Source organism: Micromonospora sp. CPCC 205539 (genome assembly GCF_036906815.1).
In the GTDB taxonomy this organism is placed as follows: Bacteria; Actinomycetota; Actinomycetes; order Mycobacteriales; family Micromonosporaceae; genus Micromonospora.
Genome location: NZ_JBAKHW010000026.1, coordinates 44,161 through 61,609 on the forward strand (window position 1 = coordinate 44,161; position 17,449 = coordinate 61,609).

Genomic DNA, 17,449 nt, shown 5'->3' on the forward strand with positions numbered 1-17,449 from the left:
AACCGGCGGTTCCGCCCGGCCGTCGCCAACGCGTCCACCCAGGTCGGCCACATCACGCCCGGCGCGGCTTTACGATCTGGCCTGTGGACTTTCCGGAGCTGGCCGCCCGTACCCGCCGGTTCAGCCACGGCACGCCGCGCGCTGTCTCCGTGGCCGAAGACGGCTCCCGGGTGATCTTCCTGCGCTCCGCCGGCCCGGAGGATCCGGCGGACGCTCTCTGGCTGCTGGACGTGGCCACCTCCGAGGAGCGGCTGGTCGCCGACCCGGCCACCCTGCTGGGTGCCGACGGCAACGCGGCGGCGCTCTCCCCCGGTGAGCGGGCGCTGCGCGAGCGGCTGCGGCTCAGCGCCGCCGGCATCGGCTCGTACGCGCTGGACGGCGCGGGCCGCGTCGCGGTGTTCGCGCTGGCCGGGCGACTTTTCCGGGCCGATCTGGTGCACGAGGACGTGGTCGAGGTGACCGCCGTCGGTCCGGTGCTGGACCCACGGCCGGACCCGACCGGGCAGCGGCTGGCGTACGTGACCGACGCGGCCGACGGCGTCCGCCGGGGTGAGCTGCGGCTGATCGAGGCCGATGGCACCGACAGCCTGCTGGCCGGCGAGGACGCCGGGGTGAGCTGGGGGTTGGCCGAGCACATCGCGGCCGAGGAGTTCGGCCGGTTCCGGGGCTACTGGTGGGCGCCGGACGGCCGCTCGGTGCTCGCGGCCCGGGTGGACGAGTCCCGGCTGGAGCGTTGGCACCTGCACGACCCGGCCGAGCCGGCGAGCCCGCCGACGGCCATCGCGTACCCCCGGGCTGGCGGGCCGAACGCGGAGGTGAGCCTGCACCTGCTCGACCTGGACGACGGCTGGGTCGACGTGCACTGGGACCGCGAGACCTACCCGTACCTGTCGGCCGTGAGCTGGACCGAGGGCAGTCCGCTGATCACCGTGCTGCGCCGCTCGCAGCAGCACGGGCTGGTGCTGGCGGTGGACCCGCGTACCGGGGAGACGCAGGTGCACGCCGAGCTGGCCGATCCGCGCTGGGTCGAGCCGATCGCCGGCACCCCGGCGCACCTGCCGGACGGCCGGGTCCTGGTCGGCGGGGAGCTGGCCCACGACGGGTACGACGCGCGATGCCTGTTCGCCGACGGCACCCTGCTCACCCCGCCGTCGCTGTACGTGCGGCGGGTGGTGGGCCGGCTGCCGAACGCGTCCGGCCCGGCCGACCTGCTGGTGGAGGCGAGCGACGGCGAGCCGAGCGAGCGGCACCTGTTCCGGGTGCGTACCACCATCGGGGGCGGCGTGGACGCCCGACGGCTCACCACCGACTCGGGCTGGTACACGGCCGCCGTCGGCGCGGACGTGCTGGCGATCGGCGTCGCGTCACTGGACCACGCCGGGGTCCGCTGGACGGTGCACCGCGGTGACCAGGAGCTGGCCGAGCTGCGGTCGCTGGCCGCCACCCCGCCGTACTCCCCGCTGCCGTTGCTGGAACGGGTGACCGACCGGCGGCTGCCGGCGGCGGTCCTGTACCCGGACAACCACGTGACGGGCCGGCGGCTGCCGGTGTTGCTGGACGTCTACGGCGGCCCGGGGCACCAGGAGGTGGTGGCCGCCCGAGCGGCGTGGCTGGAGCGGCAGTGGTGGGCCGACGCCGGGTTCGCGGTGGTCACGATCGACAACCGGGGTACGCCGGGAGTGGCCCCGTCGTTCGAGAAGGCGATCCACCGGCGGGTGGCCGACGTGGTCCTGGCCGACCAGGTGGACGCGCTGACCGCGCTCGCCGGCAAACACCCCGACCTGGATCTGAGCCGGGTGGGGGTGCGCGGCTGGTCGTTCGGGGGGTGGCTGGCCGGGTTGGCGGTGCTGCGCCACCCGGAGCTGTTCCGGTGCGGGATCGCTGGGGCCCCGGTGACCGACTGGGCGTTGTACGACACCGCGTACACCGAGCGCTACCTCGGGCTGCCCGAGGACGGGACGGACATCTACGCGCACCACTCGCTGATCGAGTTGGCGGCGGAGCCGGTGCTCGCCCCGGACCAGGCCCGGCCGTTGCTGCTGGTGCACGGCATGGCCGACGACAACGTGGTGGCCGCGCACACGCTCCGGCTCTCCGCGGCCCTGCTGGCCGCCGGTCGGCCACACGCCGTGCTGCCGCTGACCGGTGCCACCCACATGGCCGCGAACGGCACCGCCGAGCGCCTGCTCCCGTTGGAGCTCGACTTCCTCCGTACCCATCTGGGGTAGACGACATCGTGAATCTTGGACACTGGAAACTGTCCAAGATCTCCGCGCGCGGGCCGACCTCTCCGCGATCTTGCAGTTGTTGTCTCGGCACAGGGGACATTGCGCGCATCTCGGCGACCGAAACTGCAAGATCGGCGCCGCGGCGGCCGACACCGCCCACTGCGCTCGGCCCCCAGCGTGGGCACCCTGTCCACGTTTAGGTGCTCGATCACGACCGGGGAACGGCAAGGGTCCCCTCCCGACGACGTTGTCGGGAGGGGACCCTTGCCTGCCTGCGGTGTGACTTACGGCTTGACGTGCGCGTTCACGAACGACGGGTAGCCGAAGACGCTGGAGATGAAGATCCCGCCAGCCTTGGACCCGTGCACGTTGTAGGCCACGTCGACGTAGAGCGGCACCACCGGGGCGTGCTCCTTCATGATCCGCTCGTCGAGCTTGGCCCACTCGGGACCCTGGGCGGCCGGTTCGAGCGCGAGAATCCGGTCGATCTCCGTGTTGATCGCCGGGTCGTTGAAGTACGCGCTGTTGCTGTTGCCCTCGGCCTTGATGGTGCGGCCGTCGTAGAGCACCGGCAGGATCGACGCCCCGCTCGGCCAGTCCGCCGCCCAGTTACCGATGTACAGGTCCCAGGGGTTGTTCTTCTTCTTGACCTCGTCGAGCTTCGAGTCGTCCGGGATGTTCCGGACGGTGATCTTGAAGCCGGCCCTCTCGAGGTTGGCCTTGAGCTGGGCGCCCTGCTGCTGCTCGGTCGAGTTGTCCGCGACACCGAGGACCAGCTCCGGCGTCTTGCCGCCGAGCAGTTCCTTGGCCTTCTCGACGTTGCCGTTGGCACCGGCGGGATACGCGTCGTACGCCTTGAAGCCGATGGTGGCCGGCGGCATGAGCGTGGTCAGCGGGGCGGCGATTGTCTGCCCGCCCATCGCCTTGATCAGGCCCTCGCGGTCGATGGCGTAGTTGAGCGCCTGGCGGACCTTCAGGTCGGTGACCCGCTGGTTGTTGATCACGAGCTGGTTGCTGGCCGGCGTCGGGGAGAGGATGGCCCGCGACTTCAGCGCCGCATCCCCGGCCACCTTGGCGACCAGCGAGGCCGGTACGAAGTTCCAGGCCAGCGCGTTCTGATCGGTGCCGTTGTCGGCGATCACCCGGTTGACGGCGGCGTCGGCGGTCGGGCCGAAGCTCCACACGAACTGGTCCGGGTACTGGTGGCGCACCGCGTCGGTGGCCGGGTCCCAGTTGGGGTTGCGGTCCAGGGTGAGCTGGACGCCGGTCTGGTTCTTGGCGATCTTGTAAGGGCCAGAGGAGAACGGCTGCTGGTCCAGGTTGACGCCGGTGTCCTTGTCCGGAGGCAGCGGGGCCGTGGTCGGCAGCGAGACCGCGAACGGCAGGTCACAGCGGGGCTTGGCGAACTCGAAGCGCAGCGTCTTGGCGTCCGGCGTGCTCAGGCCGGGCGGCAGCGACGTCTTGTTCTTCTTGAAATCCCACTTGGTGTCGAACTGGGCGGTGTCGGCCAGCCACTCCTGGATGTAGGTGGGGCCGCCGGAGAGGTCCGGGTCGAAGGACCGGGCGATGCCGTACGCGATCTCCTTGGAGGTGATCGGCCGGCCGTCCTCGAACTTCACCCCGTCCTTGATCTTGAATTCCCAGACCTTGCAGTCCTTGTTGACGTTGGTGCCCGGCGTCTCGGCCAGGTCACCGACCAGGACCAGGCCGCCCTTACCGTCGTCCTTCCAGGTGGTCAGGTAACGGGACCAGAGGGGGTTGGCCATCAGACCGGCGAACGAGTAGGTCCGCTGCGGGTCCAGGTGGGAGATGGCCGTCTCCCGGATGATGGTGAAGGTGCCGCCCTTCTGGGCGCCGCTCACCTCGGTTGCCGGCCCCTGCGAGTCCTTGGGGTCGGTCGCGATGACACCGGTCTGCTGCCGGTTGGTGTCCACCGTGGTGCCCTCGCCCGTGTTCTCCGAGCACGCACCCAGCGCAACAACCAGTGCGATCGCGCCGCCTGCGGCGGCTGCTATACGTGGTCGCATGAAGTACCTCCTTCACCAATGTGCCGTGCGGTCCGTCGGGGCGAGAACCGCCGACGTCCCGAGGATCGTAAGGAAGAAAACCTACGAGTTGTGTAACAGTTGTCGATAAATTTCACCGCCCGGCGGGTGCTGGACACGCCGACCGTCCAGCCGGCTCAGCGCAGCCGCACCCGAGGGTCGATGGCCGCGTAGAGCAGGTCCACCAGCACGTTCGCCAGCACCACGAAGACGGCGGCGATCAGCACGGTGGCCATGATGGTGGGCAGATCGCCCGAGCGCACCGCGTCCACCGCAGTACGCCCCAACCCCTGGATGCCGAACGTCGTCTCGGTGATCACCGTGCCACCGAGAGCCCCGCCGACGTCCAGGCCGGCGATCGTCACCACCGGGGTGATCGCCGCGCGCAGCGCGTGTCGCCCGTACACCGTGCGTTTGGCCAGGCCCTTGGCCCGCGCGGTCCGGACGAAGTCCTCCGACAGCGTCTCCAACATCTGCGCCCGGGACAGTCGGGCGTAGATGGCCGAGAAGAGGAAGGCCAGCGCCACCCAGGAGAGCACCAGCCCACTGGCCCACTTCGCCGGATTGTCGAAGATCGAGGTGTAGCTCGGCACCGGCAGTAGGCGCAGGTTGTAGACGAACACCAGCAACAACACCGCACCGACGAAGTAGAGCTGCAACGAGGCGCCGGTCAGCGAGAAGCCGATCGCCGCCCGATCCAGCCAGGTGCCACGGCGCAGCGCGGAGATCATGCCCAGGCCCACCCCGAGCAGCAGCCACAGGATGGCCGCCGGGATCACGATGCTCAGCGTCACCGGCAGCACTCGGCCGATGGTGTCCGAGACGGCCTCGTTGGTGACGTACGACCAGCCCAGGCAGGGCGCGTCACATCGGCCGCCCTGGGCGCTGCCCAGGTCCCGTCCCGTGACGATGCCCTTCATGTAACCGGCGTACTGACTGATCAGCGGGTCGTTGAGGCCCAACTCGGTGCGGACCCGCTCCAGCCGCTCCGGGTTGCAGTTCTTTGGGCACATGCCGGTGACCGGGTCACGTGGCAGGGCGAAGAACATCAGGAAGGTCAGCACGCTCACCGCGAACAGGGTCAGCGCCGCGGAGAACATGCGCTTGAGCAGAAATCGCGCCATGGCGAACCCCCTACCGGGAGGACTTCGGGTCGAGCGCGTCACGCAACGCGTCGCCGAAGAGGTTGAAGGCGAACACGAGCGCGAAGATCATGATGCCGGGAAAGAACACGTAGGCCGGGTCGGTCTGGAGATAGTCCAGACTGTCGTAGATCATCCGGCCGAAGCTCGGGGTCTCGTCACTGAGACCGACGCCGATGAACGAGAGCGCGGCCTCGCTGGTGATGAACTGCGGCACGGCGAGGGAGAACGAGACCAGGATCGGCGCCCAGATGTTCGGCAGCAGTTGCCGGAAGAGCATGTGCCCCAGGCCGGCGCCGCTGGCCTTGGCGGCCTCCACGAACTCCCGCTCGCGCAGCGCGATGACCTGCCCGCGGACCAGTCTCGCCGTGCTCGTCCAGCCGAAGATCGCGAAGACCGCGATGAGCACGCCGACCCCGAAGGCCGCGGACACCTGCCCTCGCTCGCCGTAGAAGCGCAACGTCAGGGTGGGGGTGAGCGCCAGCGCGATGATCAGGAACGGCATGGCCAGGGTCAGGTCGGTGATCCAGTTGATCACCGCGTCGAACCAGCCGCCGAGGTAGCCGGCGAGGGCACCGAGCACCACACCGAGCGTCGCGGTGATCAGGGCCGCGGCGAACGCGATGAAGAGCGACGTTCGCAGCCCGTAGATCAGCCGGATGAAGATGTCCCGTCCGAGCCCCGGCTCCAGGCCGAACCAGTGGTCGCCGGTCACACCGCCGGCGTAGCCCAGGGGCATGCCGAAGTTGTCCAGCAGGCTCTGGAACTGCTCCCGCGGACCGACCCCGTAGGCCATCTCGATCAGCGGAGCGGCCAGCGCCAACAGCATGAAGAGGATCAGCAGTACGCCGCTGACCATGGCCGTACGGTCCCGGCGCAGCCGGAGCCAGGCGAGCTGACCGGGCGACCGGCCGACGACACCCTTCATCCCGGGCGCGCCCGCCTCCGGGCCGGACTCGATCTCGGCCAGCGCCACACCCTCCACGGGGGACAGGCTCACGACGACACCTCCTCGACGATCGCGTCGGTCGACCTGACCGCCTCCCCCTCGGGGACTTCCGGGAAGTGACACGCGGTGGCCTGGTTGCCGCCGTCGCGCGGGACCAGCGCCGGCTCCTCGGTCGCGCAGACGTCCTGCGCCTTCCAGCAGCGGGTCCGGAAGCGGCAGCCCGACGGCGGGTCGAGCGGAGTGGGCACATCGCCGGTCAGCCGGATCCGGCCGGCCGGGCCGAGCTGGGTGACGTCCGGAATCGCCGAGAGCAACGCACGGGTGTACGGGTGCTGTGGGCGCTCGTAGATGTCCGCTCGGTCGCCGATCTCCACGATCCGGCCCAGGTACATGACCGCGACCCGCTGGCTGAAGTGCCGCACCACGGCCAGGTCGTGGGCGATGAACACGAACGCCAGGCCGAGGTCCCGTTGCAGGTCGCGCAGCAGGTTGACCACCTGCGCCTGGATCGAGACGTCCAGCGCGGAGACCGGCTCGTCGGCGACGATCAGTTTGGGTCGCAGGGCCAACGCGCGGGCGATGCCGATGCGCTGGCGCTGACCACCGGAGAACTCGTGCGGGTACCGGTTGTAGTGCTCCGGGTTCAACCCGACCAGCTCGAGCAGCTCCTGCACCCGGGCCCTGATGCCGCCCGGCGGCTTGATCCCGTTGACCTGCAACGGCATCGCCACGATCCGGCCGACGGTGTGCCGGGGGTTCAGCGAGGCGTACGGGTCCTGGAAGATGATCTGCAGGTCCTGGCGCAGCGGGCGCAGCTCACGCCGACCGGCGTGGGTGATGTCCCGTCCGGCGAACTCGATGCTTCCGGCCGTCGGCTCCAGCAACCGCACCAGCATCCGGCCGGTGGTGGTCTTGCCGCAGCCCGACTCCCCCACCAGACCGAGCGTCTCGCCCGGACGCACGTCGAAGTTCAGCCCGTCGACGGCCCGCACCAGGCCGGTGGCGCGCAGACCCTGGCGTACCGGGAAGTGCTTGCTCAGGCCACGGACCCGCAGCAGCGGCTCATCGGTCATCGGGCCACCCCCACGGATGCGATGTCTTCGGCGTAGAGCGCGGAGCGCTCCTCGGCGGCGAGATGGCAGGCGACCAGGTGGCCGTCCGAGCCGGCCTCGCGCAGCTCGGGCACCTCGGTCCGGGACCGGTCGCCGTTACGGTCCGCGTACCGGCAACGTGGGTGGAAGGCGCAGCCGGGCGGCAGGTTGATCAGGCTGGGCGGGTTGCCCCGGATCGGCAACAGGTCCGCGTCCGCGTCGCCGTGCAGCGACGGCACGCTGGAGAGCAACCCCCAGGTGTACGGGTGCTGAGGCTGGCGGAGCACCTGCTCGACGCTGCCGCGCTCGACGGCCCGCCCGCCGTACATCACCAGCACGTCGTCGGCGACCTGGCCGACCACGCCGAGATCGTGGGTGATCAGGATGATCGCGGAGTGGAACTCGGCCTGGAGGTCCGCGAGCAGGTCCAGGATCTGCGCCTGGACGGTGACGTCCAGCGCGGTGGTGGGCTCGTCCGCGATCAGCAGCGCGGGGTCGTTGACCAGCGCCATGGCGATCATCGCCCGCTGGCGCATGCCACCGGAGAACTCGTGCGGGTACTGGTCGAAGCGGCGCGCGGGCTGCGGGATACCGACCCGGTCCAGCATGTCGATCGCCCGCTGGCGGGCCTCTCGCCGGCTGGCCTTCGGGTGGTGCACCCGGTACGCCTCGGCGATCTGTCGGCCCACTGTGTAGTAGGGGTGCAGCGCCGAGAGCGGATCCTGGAAGATCATCGCCAGGTCCCGACCGCGGAGCCGGCGTACCTCGTCGTCGGGTAGGCCGACCAGCTGCCGGCCACCGACGGAGATCTCGCCGGTGATGGTGGTCCGCTTGGGATCGTGCAGGCCGAGGATGGCCAGCGAGGTGACGCTCTTGCCGGAGCCGGACTCACCGACGATGCCGAGCGTGCGGCCCCGCTCGACGGCGAACGAGACCCCGTCGACCGCGCGCACCACGCCGTCCTCAGTGTCGAACCGGACCCGTAGGTCGCTCACCCGCAGGTAGGCGTCCTGCTCGGAGCGCTGCTCCGGCACGGTGGGACGGTCGTCCGGTTCCCCGGACGGCGCCGGATCCGAAATGTCCACGGCCGCCTCCCTCAGTGACGAAGAGAACTTACAGGAAAGTCCTGAGGGCGAAAATAAGCTACAAAGTCCGTACCTGTCAGCGGGCCCGAGCGTAACGAGTCCGCATCAGCCCTGCATACCCGTCACCTCGCCATCCACGGCTATTCATGCCGTGCCCGCACGTCAAGTGCAACCATGGCAAGCGCAACCCGCAGAGGATGCCCGTGGCACGAGGTGGAGGTGACCCATGACCGCGGCGCTGTTCGATCACGAAGGTCCGTGGACCGAAGAGGAGTTCCTCGCCCTCGGCGAGACGCAGCAACGCGTCGAACTCTTCGACGGGAGCCTCCACGTGACCCCAGCCCCCACCCCACGACACCAGAACATCTCGGGCGAGCTCCGAGCAGCGTTGAGGGCTCCGGCTCGTGAGGCCGGCCTGCATGTGCTGGAAGGGGTGAACGTCCGACTCAGACCCGGCCGGATCCCGATTCCCGACCTCGTGATCACCGGCCCGATCGACTTCGACGAACTCAACGTCGAGGCGGGTGACGTTCGGCTGGTGTGCGAGATCATCTCGCCGAGCAACGCGTCCACGGACAAGGTGCTCAAGATGCACTACTACGCCACAGCCGGGATCGAGTGGTATCTGCTGATAGAGCAGACGGATGGCACAGTGCACCTCTATCGACGGCAGGGCAGCCACTACAGCGAACAGTCCGTAACCAGGCCAGGCGACCTGCTCGTGCTCACCGAGCCGGTGAAGGCCACGATCAGGCCGGAGGAGCTGCTCCCCTGACGGGTGTTGGCCTCCTGGCCTAGGGTCGATCGCATGACCGAGTTCGATGCGGCCACCGCCGCCGTGCAAGCCGCCCTGGACGCGGGCGCGCGGTACGCCGACGCCCGGGTGATGCACCGCCGCTACGAGTCGATGACCGCGCGCAACGGCGACATCGAGGAGCTGACCCAGGACGAGAGCATCGGGCTCGGCGTCCGGGCACTGGTCGGATCGAGTTGGGGCTTCCACGCCGTACCCGATCTCTCCGACGCGGCCGCCCGCGACGCCGGCCGGCACGCGGCCCGGACCGCGATGGCGAGCGCGCGGGTGCCCGGCCCGCCGGTCGACCTGGTGCCGGTCGAGGCGGTCAGCGCGAGCTGGGCCTCGGGTTGCCAGATCGACCCGCTCGGGGTGCCCCTGTCGGCCAAGGGCGACCTGCTGGTCGGCGCCACCCGCACGATGGCCGAGCACGGCGCCGACCTGGCCGAGGGGCTGTACCAGATCTGGGACACCACGAAGTGGTTCGTCTCCAGCGAGGGCCACCGGATCGACCAGCGGATCCGCGAGTGCGGCGGCGGCATCTCGGCCACCTCGATCGGCGACGGCGAGACGCAGCGACGGTCCTGGCCCAGCTACCGCGGTCAGTACGGCACCACGGGCTGGGAGCTGGTGGAGTCGCTCGACCTGGCCGCGCATGCCGCGCAGATCGCCGAGGAGTCCCGGGCGCTGCTCACCGCGCCGCTCTGCCCCGCCGGCGAGACCGACCTGATCCTCGGTGGCGAGCAGTTGGCCCTGCAGATCCACGAGTCGGTCGGGCACGCCATCGAACTGGACCGGATCCTCGGCTGGGAGGCCGCCTTCGCCGGCACGTCCTGGCTGGACCTGGCCCAGCTCGGGTCGCTGCGCTACGGCTCCGAGCTGATGAACATCACCATCGACCCGACCATCCCGGGCGCGCTGGGCAGCTTCGGCTTCGACGACGAGGGCTCGCCGGCGGTCAAGCGGGACGCGGTCCGCGACGGGCGGTGGGTGGGCGTGCTCGCCGGTCGGGATTCGGCCGCCGTGGCCAGCCTCGACTACGGCGGCAGCGTACGGGCCGACGGGTGGGCTCGGCTGCCGATGGTGCGGATGACCAACGTCGGCCTGGAACCCGGCCCGCACACGTTGGAAGAGATCATCGCGGCGACCGACGACGGGGTGCTGATGGACCTCAACCGTTCCTGGTCGATCGACGACAAGCGCCTCAACTTCCAGTTCGGCTGCGAGGTCGGCTGGGAGATCAAGAAGGGGCGGCGGGGGCGGATGCTGCGTAACCCCACCTACACCGGGATCGGCCCACTGTTCTGGCGTTCGATGGACATGCTCTCCAGCGAAATGGTGTCCTGGGGGACGCCGAACTGTGGCAAGGGCCAGCCCGGCCAGACCGGGCACACCGGCCATCCGGCCGCGCCAGCCCGCTTCCGCAACGTCCGGGTGGGGGTGTCGGCGTGAGCACCGGCGGCTCGACGGAGAAGGAGCTGGCCGGGCAGGTCATCGAGCTGGTCCGGCGTCTCGGCGGTCCGGCCGCGCAGGCCGAGGCGGTGGTGACCCGTTCCGACCTGGCGCTGACCCGGTTCGCCAACTCGTCCATCCACCAGAACGTCGCCGAGTCGACGGTCGGGGTCCGGCTGCGACTGCACGTCGACGGCCGTACCGCCGCCGGCAGCGGCAACGTGGTCACCGCCGACGGGCTGCAAGCGCTGGTCGAGCGCACCCTGGCCGCCGCGCGGCTCTGCCCACCCGACCCGAGCTGGCCGGGGCTGGCACCGCCCGCGGCCACACCGGCCGCGCCGCCCGTCGACGAGGCGACGGCCCACGCCGAGCCGGATCAGCGGGCCGCCCGGGTCCGTGCGTTCGTGGCCGCCGCCGGTGACCTCAGCACGGCCGGCTACTGCCGCACCGCGCACCGATCGTCGGCGTTCGCCAACTCGGCCGGGCACACCGCGTACGGCCGCTTCGCCGACGCGGCGATGGACGGCATCGCCCGCCGCGACGGCGCGGACGGCGTGGCCCGGCTCTGCGCCGACCGGCTGTCCGACCTCGACGGCGCCGACTTGGGCGCCCGCGCGGCGGCGAAGGCCCAGGCGGCGGTCGACCCGGTCGAGCTGCCGCCCGGGCGGTACGAGGTCGTGTTCGAGCCGGCCGCCGTGGCGGACCTGCTGCAAAACTTCTCCTGGTACGGCTTCAACGCCAAGCTGTACGCCGAGCGGCAGTCCTTCGCCGAGCCGGGGGCGGCCCAGTTCGACCCGGCGGTGACCCTGGTGGACGATCCGCTGAGCGCGTCGGGGCTGCCCTTCGACATCGAGGGCACCGGCCGTCGGGCGCTGACCCTGGTCGAGGCGGGCACCACCCGGGCGGTGGCACACGATCGGCGGACCGCCGCCGAGGCGGGCGTCGAGTCCACCGGGCACGCGATCGCGGGTGGCGCCACCTGGGGCCCGATGGCCCGCAACCTGCGCCTGTCCGGCGCGGCGGCCGGCCCGGCCAGTGCGGTGGGCCGGAGCACCAGCGGCCCGGCGGCCGGGGCGGTGGTCGACCCGGACACCGCGGCGCTGGTCGCCGGGGTGCGCCGAGGGCTGCTCGTCACCGACCTCTGGTACACGCGGGTGCTCGACCCGAAGAGCCTGGTCGTCACCGGTCTGACCCGCAACGGAGTCTGGCTCATCGAGGACGGCACCGTCGTCCGCGCGGTCCGTGATCTGCGGTTCACCGAGTCGTACCCGCGGGCACTCGGGCCGGGGGCGGTCCTCGGGCTGGGCGCGCGGCCGGTCCGCCAACCGGATCGGGTGGACGGTGCCTGGTGGGCGGCACCGCCGGTACGGCTGGCGTCGTGGCACTTCACCGGGGGTGCCTCCGGCTGAACGAGGCCAGCTCCCATTCATCACCGTGACAGGGCTTCCGCCCAGCCCGAACACACGGGACACTCCCTTGCGCGGACGGCTCGCAAAGATCGGCGTAACGTGTGTCACTTAGCTGCGCCGATCGATCTGGTGTGGTCGTTGGTGTGCGCATGACGTGGCAGCGGGTGCGGGTTCGCCGGTCCGCGTGCCGACCGGAGATAGATCAGCCCGCCCGTACGGGCCCCGTCAGGGAGAGACGACTCGACATGACATCAACGGCAACGAAGCCGCGGGGAGCGCGGGCGCGCGCCGCCATCGCGGCGAAGACGTTGCGTACCGACCGCTGGTGGATCGCACCACTGGTCACCGTGATCGGGCTCAGTGCCTGGGTCGCGTACGCGACGGTCCGGGTCTTCATGCACGACTTCTACTGGGTGGACGAGTACCACTACCTGACCCCGTTCTACTCGCCGTGCGTCACCGAACGGTGTGTGGAGGGGTCGTCGCACTTCGGCTCGTTCCTGCCCGGCTGGTGGATCATCCCGGACGCAGCGTTGACCCTGCCGTTCCTGCTGCTGTTCCGGCTCACCTGCTACTACTACCGCAAGGCGTACTACCGGTCGTTCTGGCTATCCCCACCGGCCTGCGCGGTTCCGGACGGGCACGCCTCGTACAGCGGAGAGACCCGGTTCCCGCTGCTCGGCCAGAACCTGCACCGGTACTTCTTCTACGCCGCCGCGATCATCTCGCTGATCAACACGTGGGACGCGATCATCGCCTTCCACTCCCCCAAGGGCTTCGGCTTCGGGCTGGGCAACATCATCCTGCTGATCAACGTGGTGGCGCTCTGGGCGTACACCATCTCCTGCCACTCCTGCCGGCACATCATCGGCGGCCGGCTCAAGCACTTCTCCAAGCACCCGGTGCGCTACCGCGCCTGGACCTTCGTCTCGGCGTTGAACGTCCGGCACATGCAGCTCGCCTGGATCACCCTCGGCACCCTGGCGCTGACTGACTTCTACGTCATGGCGCTCGCTGCGGACTGGTTCCCCGACCTGCGGTTCATCAACTAAAGGGCCCCCGACATGACCACAACCACGCGAATCGAACGACACCACTACGACGTCGTCGTGATCGGGGCCGGCGGCGCCGGCCTGCGCGCGGCGATCGAGGCCCGGCTCGCCGGCAAGAAGACCGCGATCATCTCCAAGTCGCTCTTCGGCAAGGCCCACACGGTGATGGCCGAGGGCGGCGCGGCCGCCGCGATGGGCAACGTGAACAGCCGGGACAGCTGGCAGGTGCACTTCCGCGACACCATGCGGGGCGGCAAGTTCCTCAACAACTTCCGGATGGCCGAGCTGCACGCGAAGGAGTCGCCGCAGCGGATCTGGGAGCTGGAGACGTACGGTGCGCTCTTCGACCGCACCAAGGACGGCAAGATCTCCCAGCGCAACTTCGGTGGCCACGAGTACCCGCGCCTGGCGCACGTCGGCGACCGGACCGGCCTGGAGCTGATCCGCACCCTCCAGCAGAAGATCGTCTCGTTGCAGCAGGAGGATCAGCGGGAGCTCGGCTCGTACGACGCCCGGATCAAGGTCTTCTCCGAGACCACCATCACCGAGCTGCTGCTCGACGGTGACCGGGTCGCCGGCGCGTTCGGCTACTACCGGGAGTCCGGGGAGTTCGTTCTCTTCGAGGCGCCGGCCGTGGTGCTGGCCACCGGCGGCGTGGGGCGCTCCTACAAGGTCACTTCGAACTCCTGGGAGTACACCGGGGACGGGCACGCGTTGGCGCTGCGCGCCGGGGCGACTCTGATCAACATGGAGTTCCTCCAGTTCCACCCGACCGGCATGGTCTGGCCGCCCTCGGTGAAGGGCATCCTGGTCACCGAGTCGGTCCGGGGCGACGGTGGCGTGCTGAAGAACTCCGAGGGCAAGCGGTTCATGTTCGACTACGTCCCCGACGTCTTCCGCAAGCAGTACGCGGAGACCGAGGAGGAGGCGGACCGCTGGTACACCGACGCGGACAACAACCGCCGCCCGCCGGAGCTGCTGCCCCGCGACGAGGTGGCCCGGGCCATCAACAGCGAGGTCAAGGCCGGCCGGGGCTCCCCCGCCGGTGGCGTCTTCCTGGACATCGCCAGCCGCCGTTCGGCCGATGAGATCCGCCGGCGGCTGCCGTCGATGTACCACCAGTTCAAGGAGCTCGCCGACGTCGACATCACCGCCGAGCCGATGGAGGTCGGGCCGACCTGCCACTACGTGATGGGCGGTGTCGAGGTGGACCCGGATTCGGGTGCCGCCTTCGGCCACGTCCGGGGGCTGTTCGCCGCCGGCGAGGTCTCCGGTGGCATGCACGGCTCCAACCGACTGGGCGGCAACTCGCTGTCCGACCTGCTGGTCTTCGGCAAGCGGGCAGGCGGGCACGCGGCCAGCTACGCCGACGGGCTGGCCGCCCGGCCGAAGGTGGCCGTGGACGCGGTCGAGGCGGCGGTGGAGACCGCGCTCGCCCCGCTGCAGCGGGACACCGGCGAGAGCCCCTACACCCTGCAGCAGGATCTCCAGGCCGTGATGGGAGATCTGGTCGGGATCATCCGTCGGGAGGGCGAACTGGAGGACGCGCTCCGCAGGCTCGCCGAGCTGCGCGAGCGGGTGGCGAAGGTGAGCGCGTTCGGCGGCCGGCGCTACAACCCGGGCTGGCACCTGGCTCTGGACCTGCGCAACATGCTGGTGGTCTCGGAGTGCACCGCGAAGGCGGCGCTGGAGCGGCAGGAGTCGCGTGGCGGGCACACCCGGGAGGACTATCCGGCGATGGAGCCGGCGTGGCGGCAGGTGAACCTCGTCTGCTCGCTGGACGGCGACACCGTCCAGCTGGTCCGCAAGCCGTTGCCGAAGATGCGGTCCGAGCTGCTCGGGCTCTTCGACCGAGCGGAGCTCGGCAAGTACCTCACCGACGAGGAGCTCGCCGACTTCGACGCTTCCGTCGCCGACGCTGGAGAGGCGGACAACCGATGAGCGCGAAGCGTCAGTTCCGGATCTGGCGGGGCGACGAGACCGGCGGTGACCTGCAGGACTACATGGTCGAGGTCAACGAGGGTGAGGTCGTCCTCGACGTGATCCACCGGTTGCAGGCCACCGACGCGCCCGACCTGGCCTGCCGGTGGAACTGCAAGGCCGGCAAGTGCGGCTCCTGCTCGATGGAGATCAACGGCAAGCCACGGCTGGGCTGCATGACCCGGATGTCGACCTTCGGGGACGACGAAACGGTCACGGTCACCCCGCTGCGGACCTTCCCGGTGATCCGGGATCTGGTCACCGACGTCTCGTTCAACTACGAGAAGGCTCGGGAGACGCCCGCGTTCGCCCCGCCGTCGGACGTCGCGCCCGGCGACTACCGGATGCAGCAGGTCGACGTCGAGCGCTCGCAGGAGTTCCGCAAGTGCATCGAGTGCTTCCTGTGCCAGACCGTCTGCCACGTGATCCGCGACCACGACGAGAACAAGCAGGCGTTCTCCGGGCCGCGGTACTTCATCCGGGCGGCCGAGCTGGACATGCACCCGTTGGACACCCGGACCGACCGCAAGCAGTACGCACAGTCCGAACAGGGTCTCGGTCTGTGCAACATCACCAAGTGCTGCACCGAGGTCTGCCCCGAGCACATCAAGATCACTGACAACGGGATCATCCCCATGAAGGAACGAGTCGTCGACCGCAGGTACGATCCCCTTGTGTGGCTTGGTAGCAAGATCTTCCGTCGGGGCGAGACGCCCCAGACCAGCGTGACCACCGCCCGTCGGGGCTCGGCTTCGTCGCCGGCCGCGGCCGGTGGCGGGTTGCACTCGCATGCGGGCGGCTCGCACGACCCGCGGGCCGAGGCGCAGGCGCAGAGCGGCGTCAACTGGGACCGGGAGGTGCCCCACCCGACCGCGCCCGCGGTCGACGACCGGGGCAGGCTGCCGCTGACCGAGCTCACCTTCGACCGGGCCGCCGCGCCGTCGCCGTTCGGCGACGACGTGACCTTCCCGCTGCCTCCGGAGCACCTGAACTTCGCCCACCCGGAGCAGGACAACAAGCACTGAGCACGACCACCAAAGACGGGGGCCCCGGCTAACGCCGGTAGGCCCCCGTCCCCATACCCGCACCCCACGCCCCAGCCCCCGCGCGCGCCCCACGCGCGCGCCCCACGCGCGCGCCGCGAGCCCCGCGAGCGCCCCGCGAGCGTTGATCATGAGGTTGACGGGCGATCCGCAGTCCGGCGAGCCCGTCAACCTCATGATCAACTGGTTGGTGGGTTGGCTGGTGGGCGGGACTGGGTCAGGAGGGGGCGGAGGGCGGCGACGATGGGAGCGTCGGCGGGGAGCCAGGTGACCGAATTCAGCTCGTCGGCCCCGAGCCAGCGGAGCGCCTCATGTTCCAGGGCCTGCGGCTGGTCGTCGTGCAGCAGTCTCGCGGCGTACACCTTGAGCACTGAGCGACCGTGGGCCATGCGTACGTTGCGGCCGACCCGGGCGCCGATTTCCACCCGGACGGCCAACTCCTCGACGCACTCCCGGACCAGCGCGTCGGTTTCGGTCTCCCCCGGCTCGACCTTTCCGCCGGGGAACTCCCACATCCCCGCCACCTCCGGAGGGGCGGAACGCGCACAGGCGAGCACCCGCCCGTCCTGGATGATCGCCGCTCCGACGACCACCTTCAGTTCCCGTCGCTCGGCCTGCCCGCCACTATTAGCCCGTTCGGTCCGCACGGGCGTCCAGGGTGCCAGATCAATCGGCGGTTTGGGTACCGTAGCCGTCCGCTAGGTCAATAGAACACGGAAGTGTGGGCGTGGACACCCCTTCCATGCGGCGACAGACTAGAGGGCACCGACAAGACACGGGATGGCGACGATTTGGCCACAAGCCGGCAACGGCGCTTGGGAGGTGCGGTGATGCGCGTGCTGTTCAACAGCCGGGCCAAGCACGACTACCTTTCCGACGCGTTGACCTTGCTATCTGGTTGGACGCGTGAAGGCGAGCAGATCCGACGGACGCTCGTGATCGACGATACCCAGCACGCGGCGCTGACCGAACGGGTGAAGGTGGTCGCTGACGCGCTGCACCTACGCCCCGAGATCAGCCGGCATTCCGACCGCACCCAGATCCGGGTCGGGCACGGCAACGGTGAGCCGCTGACCGAGGGCGAGGTCCTGCTGGCCGCCCGCATCGAGGACGCCTACCGGGCGGTCACCGAGTCTTGACGGTCCCGCGAATACCAGCGCAACTCCACCGAGTTGTCGTC

Annotated in this window: 14 protein-coding genes; 8 read left to right on the forward strand and 6 right to left on the reverse strand. The window is 70.1% G+C overall.

The genetic code is table 11. The features are described from left to right. Positions 1-83 precede the first annotated feature (83 nt). Complete coding sequence (locus V6V47_RS21985; RefSeq protein ID WP_334630181.1) at positions 84-2,228, forward strand: S9 family peptidase; 2,145 nt, start codon at positions 84-86, stop codon at positions 2,226-2,228. A gap of 284 nt (positions 2,229-2,512) precedes the next feature. On the opposite strand, the gene V6V47_RS21990 is transcribed toward V6V47_RS21985, so the two are convergent. The 5 genes from V6V47_RS21990 to V6V47_RS22010 all read right to left on the reverse strand — a co-directional run bounded on the left by V6V47_RS21990 (position 2,513) and on the right by V6V47_RS22010 (position 8,489). Continuing rightward, a complete protein-coding gene (locus V6V47_RS21990) occupies positions 2,513-4,255 on the reverse strand; it encodes an ABC transporter substrate-binding protein (protein ID WP_334630182.1) in 1,743 nt (580 codons plus the stop codon). A 155-nt stretch (positions 4,256-4,410) separates the two neighbouring features. Next, on the reverse strand, positions 4,411-5,397 hold the full coding sequence (locus tag V6V47_RS21995; RefSeq protein WP_334630183.1) for an ABC transporter permease: 987 nt from the start codon (positions 5,395-5,397) through the stop codon (positions 4,411-4,413). A gap of 10 nt (positions 5,398-5,407) precedes the next feature. Beyond that, on the reverse strand, positions 5,408-6,415 hold the full coding sequence (locus V6V47_RS22000) for an ABC transporter permease (RefSeq protein WP_334630184.1): 1,008 nt from the start codon (positions 6,413-6,415) through the stop codon (positions 5,408-5,410). After that, the gene (locus V6V47_RS22005; RefSeq protein WP_334630185.1) at positions 6,412-7,437 is read right to left on the reverse strand and encodes an ABC transporter ATP-binding protein; all 1,026 of its coding nucleotides are present in this window, start codon (positions 7,435-7,437) and stop codon (positions 6,412-6,414) included. Before V6V47_RS22005 ends, V6V47_RS22000 begins: the two co-directional genes overlap by 4 nt. Further along, entirely contained in the window at positions 7,434-8,489 is a 1,056-nt protein-coding gene (locus tag V6V47_RS22010) for an ABC transporter ATP-binding protein (RefSeq protein ID WP_334630247.1), read from the reverse strand. The genes V6V47_RS22005 and V6V47_RS22010 overlap by 4 nt, the downstream gene beginning before the upstream one ends. A 277-nt stretch (positions 8,490-8,766) precedes the next feature. On the opposite strand from V6V47_RS22010, the gene V6V47_RS22015 reads away from it, so the two are divergent. The 6 genes from V6V47_RS22015 (at position 8,767) to V6V47_RS22040 (ending at position 16,251) form a co-directional block, all read left to right on the forward strand. Continuing rightward, positions 8,767-9,315, forward strand: a complete 549-nt coding sequence (locus V6V47_RS22015; RefSeq protein WP_334630186.1) for a Uma2 family endonuclease — start codon at positions 8,767-8,769, stop codon at positions 9,313-9,315. Positions 9,316-9,348: 33 nt separating this feature from the next. Further along, positions 9,349-10,785, forward strand: a complete 1,437-nt coding sequence (locus V6V47_RS22020) for a TldD/PmbA family protein (protein WP_334630187.1) — start codon at positions 9,349-9,351, stop codon at positions 10,783-10,785. Further along, positions 10,782-12,194, forward strand: a complete 1,413-nt coding sequence (locus V6V47_RS22025) for a TldD/PmbA family protein (protein ID WP_334630188.1) — start codon at positions 10,782-10,784, stop codon at positions 12,192-12,194. The genes V6V47_RS22020 and V6V47_RS22025 overlap by 4 nt, the downstream gene beginning before the upstream one ends. Positions 12,195-12,439: 245 nt before the next feature. Then, entirely contained in the window at positions 12,440-13,246 is an 807-nt protein-coding gene (locus tag V6V47_RS22030; RefSeq protein WP_334630189.1) for a hypothetical protein, read from the forward strand. Between the two features lie 12 nt (positions 13,247-13,258). After that, positions 13,259-15,187 (forward strand): fumarate reductase/succinate dehydrogenase flavoprotein subunit, encoded by a 1,929-nt coding sequence (locus V6V47_RS22035; RefSeq protein WP_334630190.1) that lies wholly within the window; start codon positions 13,259-13,261, stop codon positions 15,185-15,187. After that, a complete protein-coding gene (locus tag V6V47_RS22040; protein WP_334630191.1) occupies positions 15,184-16,251 on the forward strand; it encodes a succinate dehydrogenase/fumarate reductase iron-sulfur subunit in 1,068 nt (355 codons plus the stop codon). The genes V6V47_RS22035 and V6V47_RS22040 overlap by 4 nt, the downstream gene beginning before the upstream one ends. Before the next feature lie 197 nt (positions 16,252-16,448). On the opposite strand, the gene V6V47_RS22045 is transcribed toward V6V47_RS22040, so the two are convergent. Further along, positions 16,449-16,916, reverse strand: a complete 468-nt coding sequence (locus tag V6V47_RS22045; protein ID WP_334630192.1) for a (deoxy)nucleoside triphosphate pyrophosphohydrolase — start codon at positions 16,914-16,916, stop codon at positions 16,449-16,451. 183 nt (positions 16,917-17,099) lie between these two features. Between V6V47_RS22045 and V6V47_RS22050 the strand changes: the two genes are divergently transcribed. Further along, positions 17,100-17,408: a 4a-hydroxytetrahydrobiopterin dehydratase gene (locus tag V6V47_RS22050; protein ID WP_334630193.1), complete on the forward strand. Its 309-nt coding sequence runs from the start codon at positions 17,100-17,102 to the stop codon at positions 17,406-17,408. The last annotated feature ends 41 nt before the right edge of the window (positions 17,409-17,449 follow it).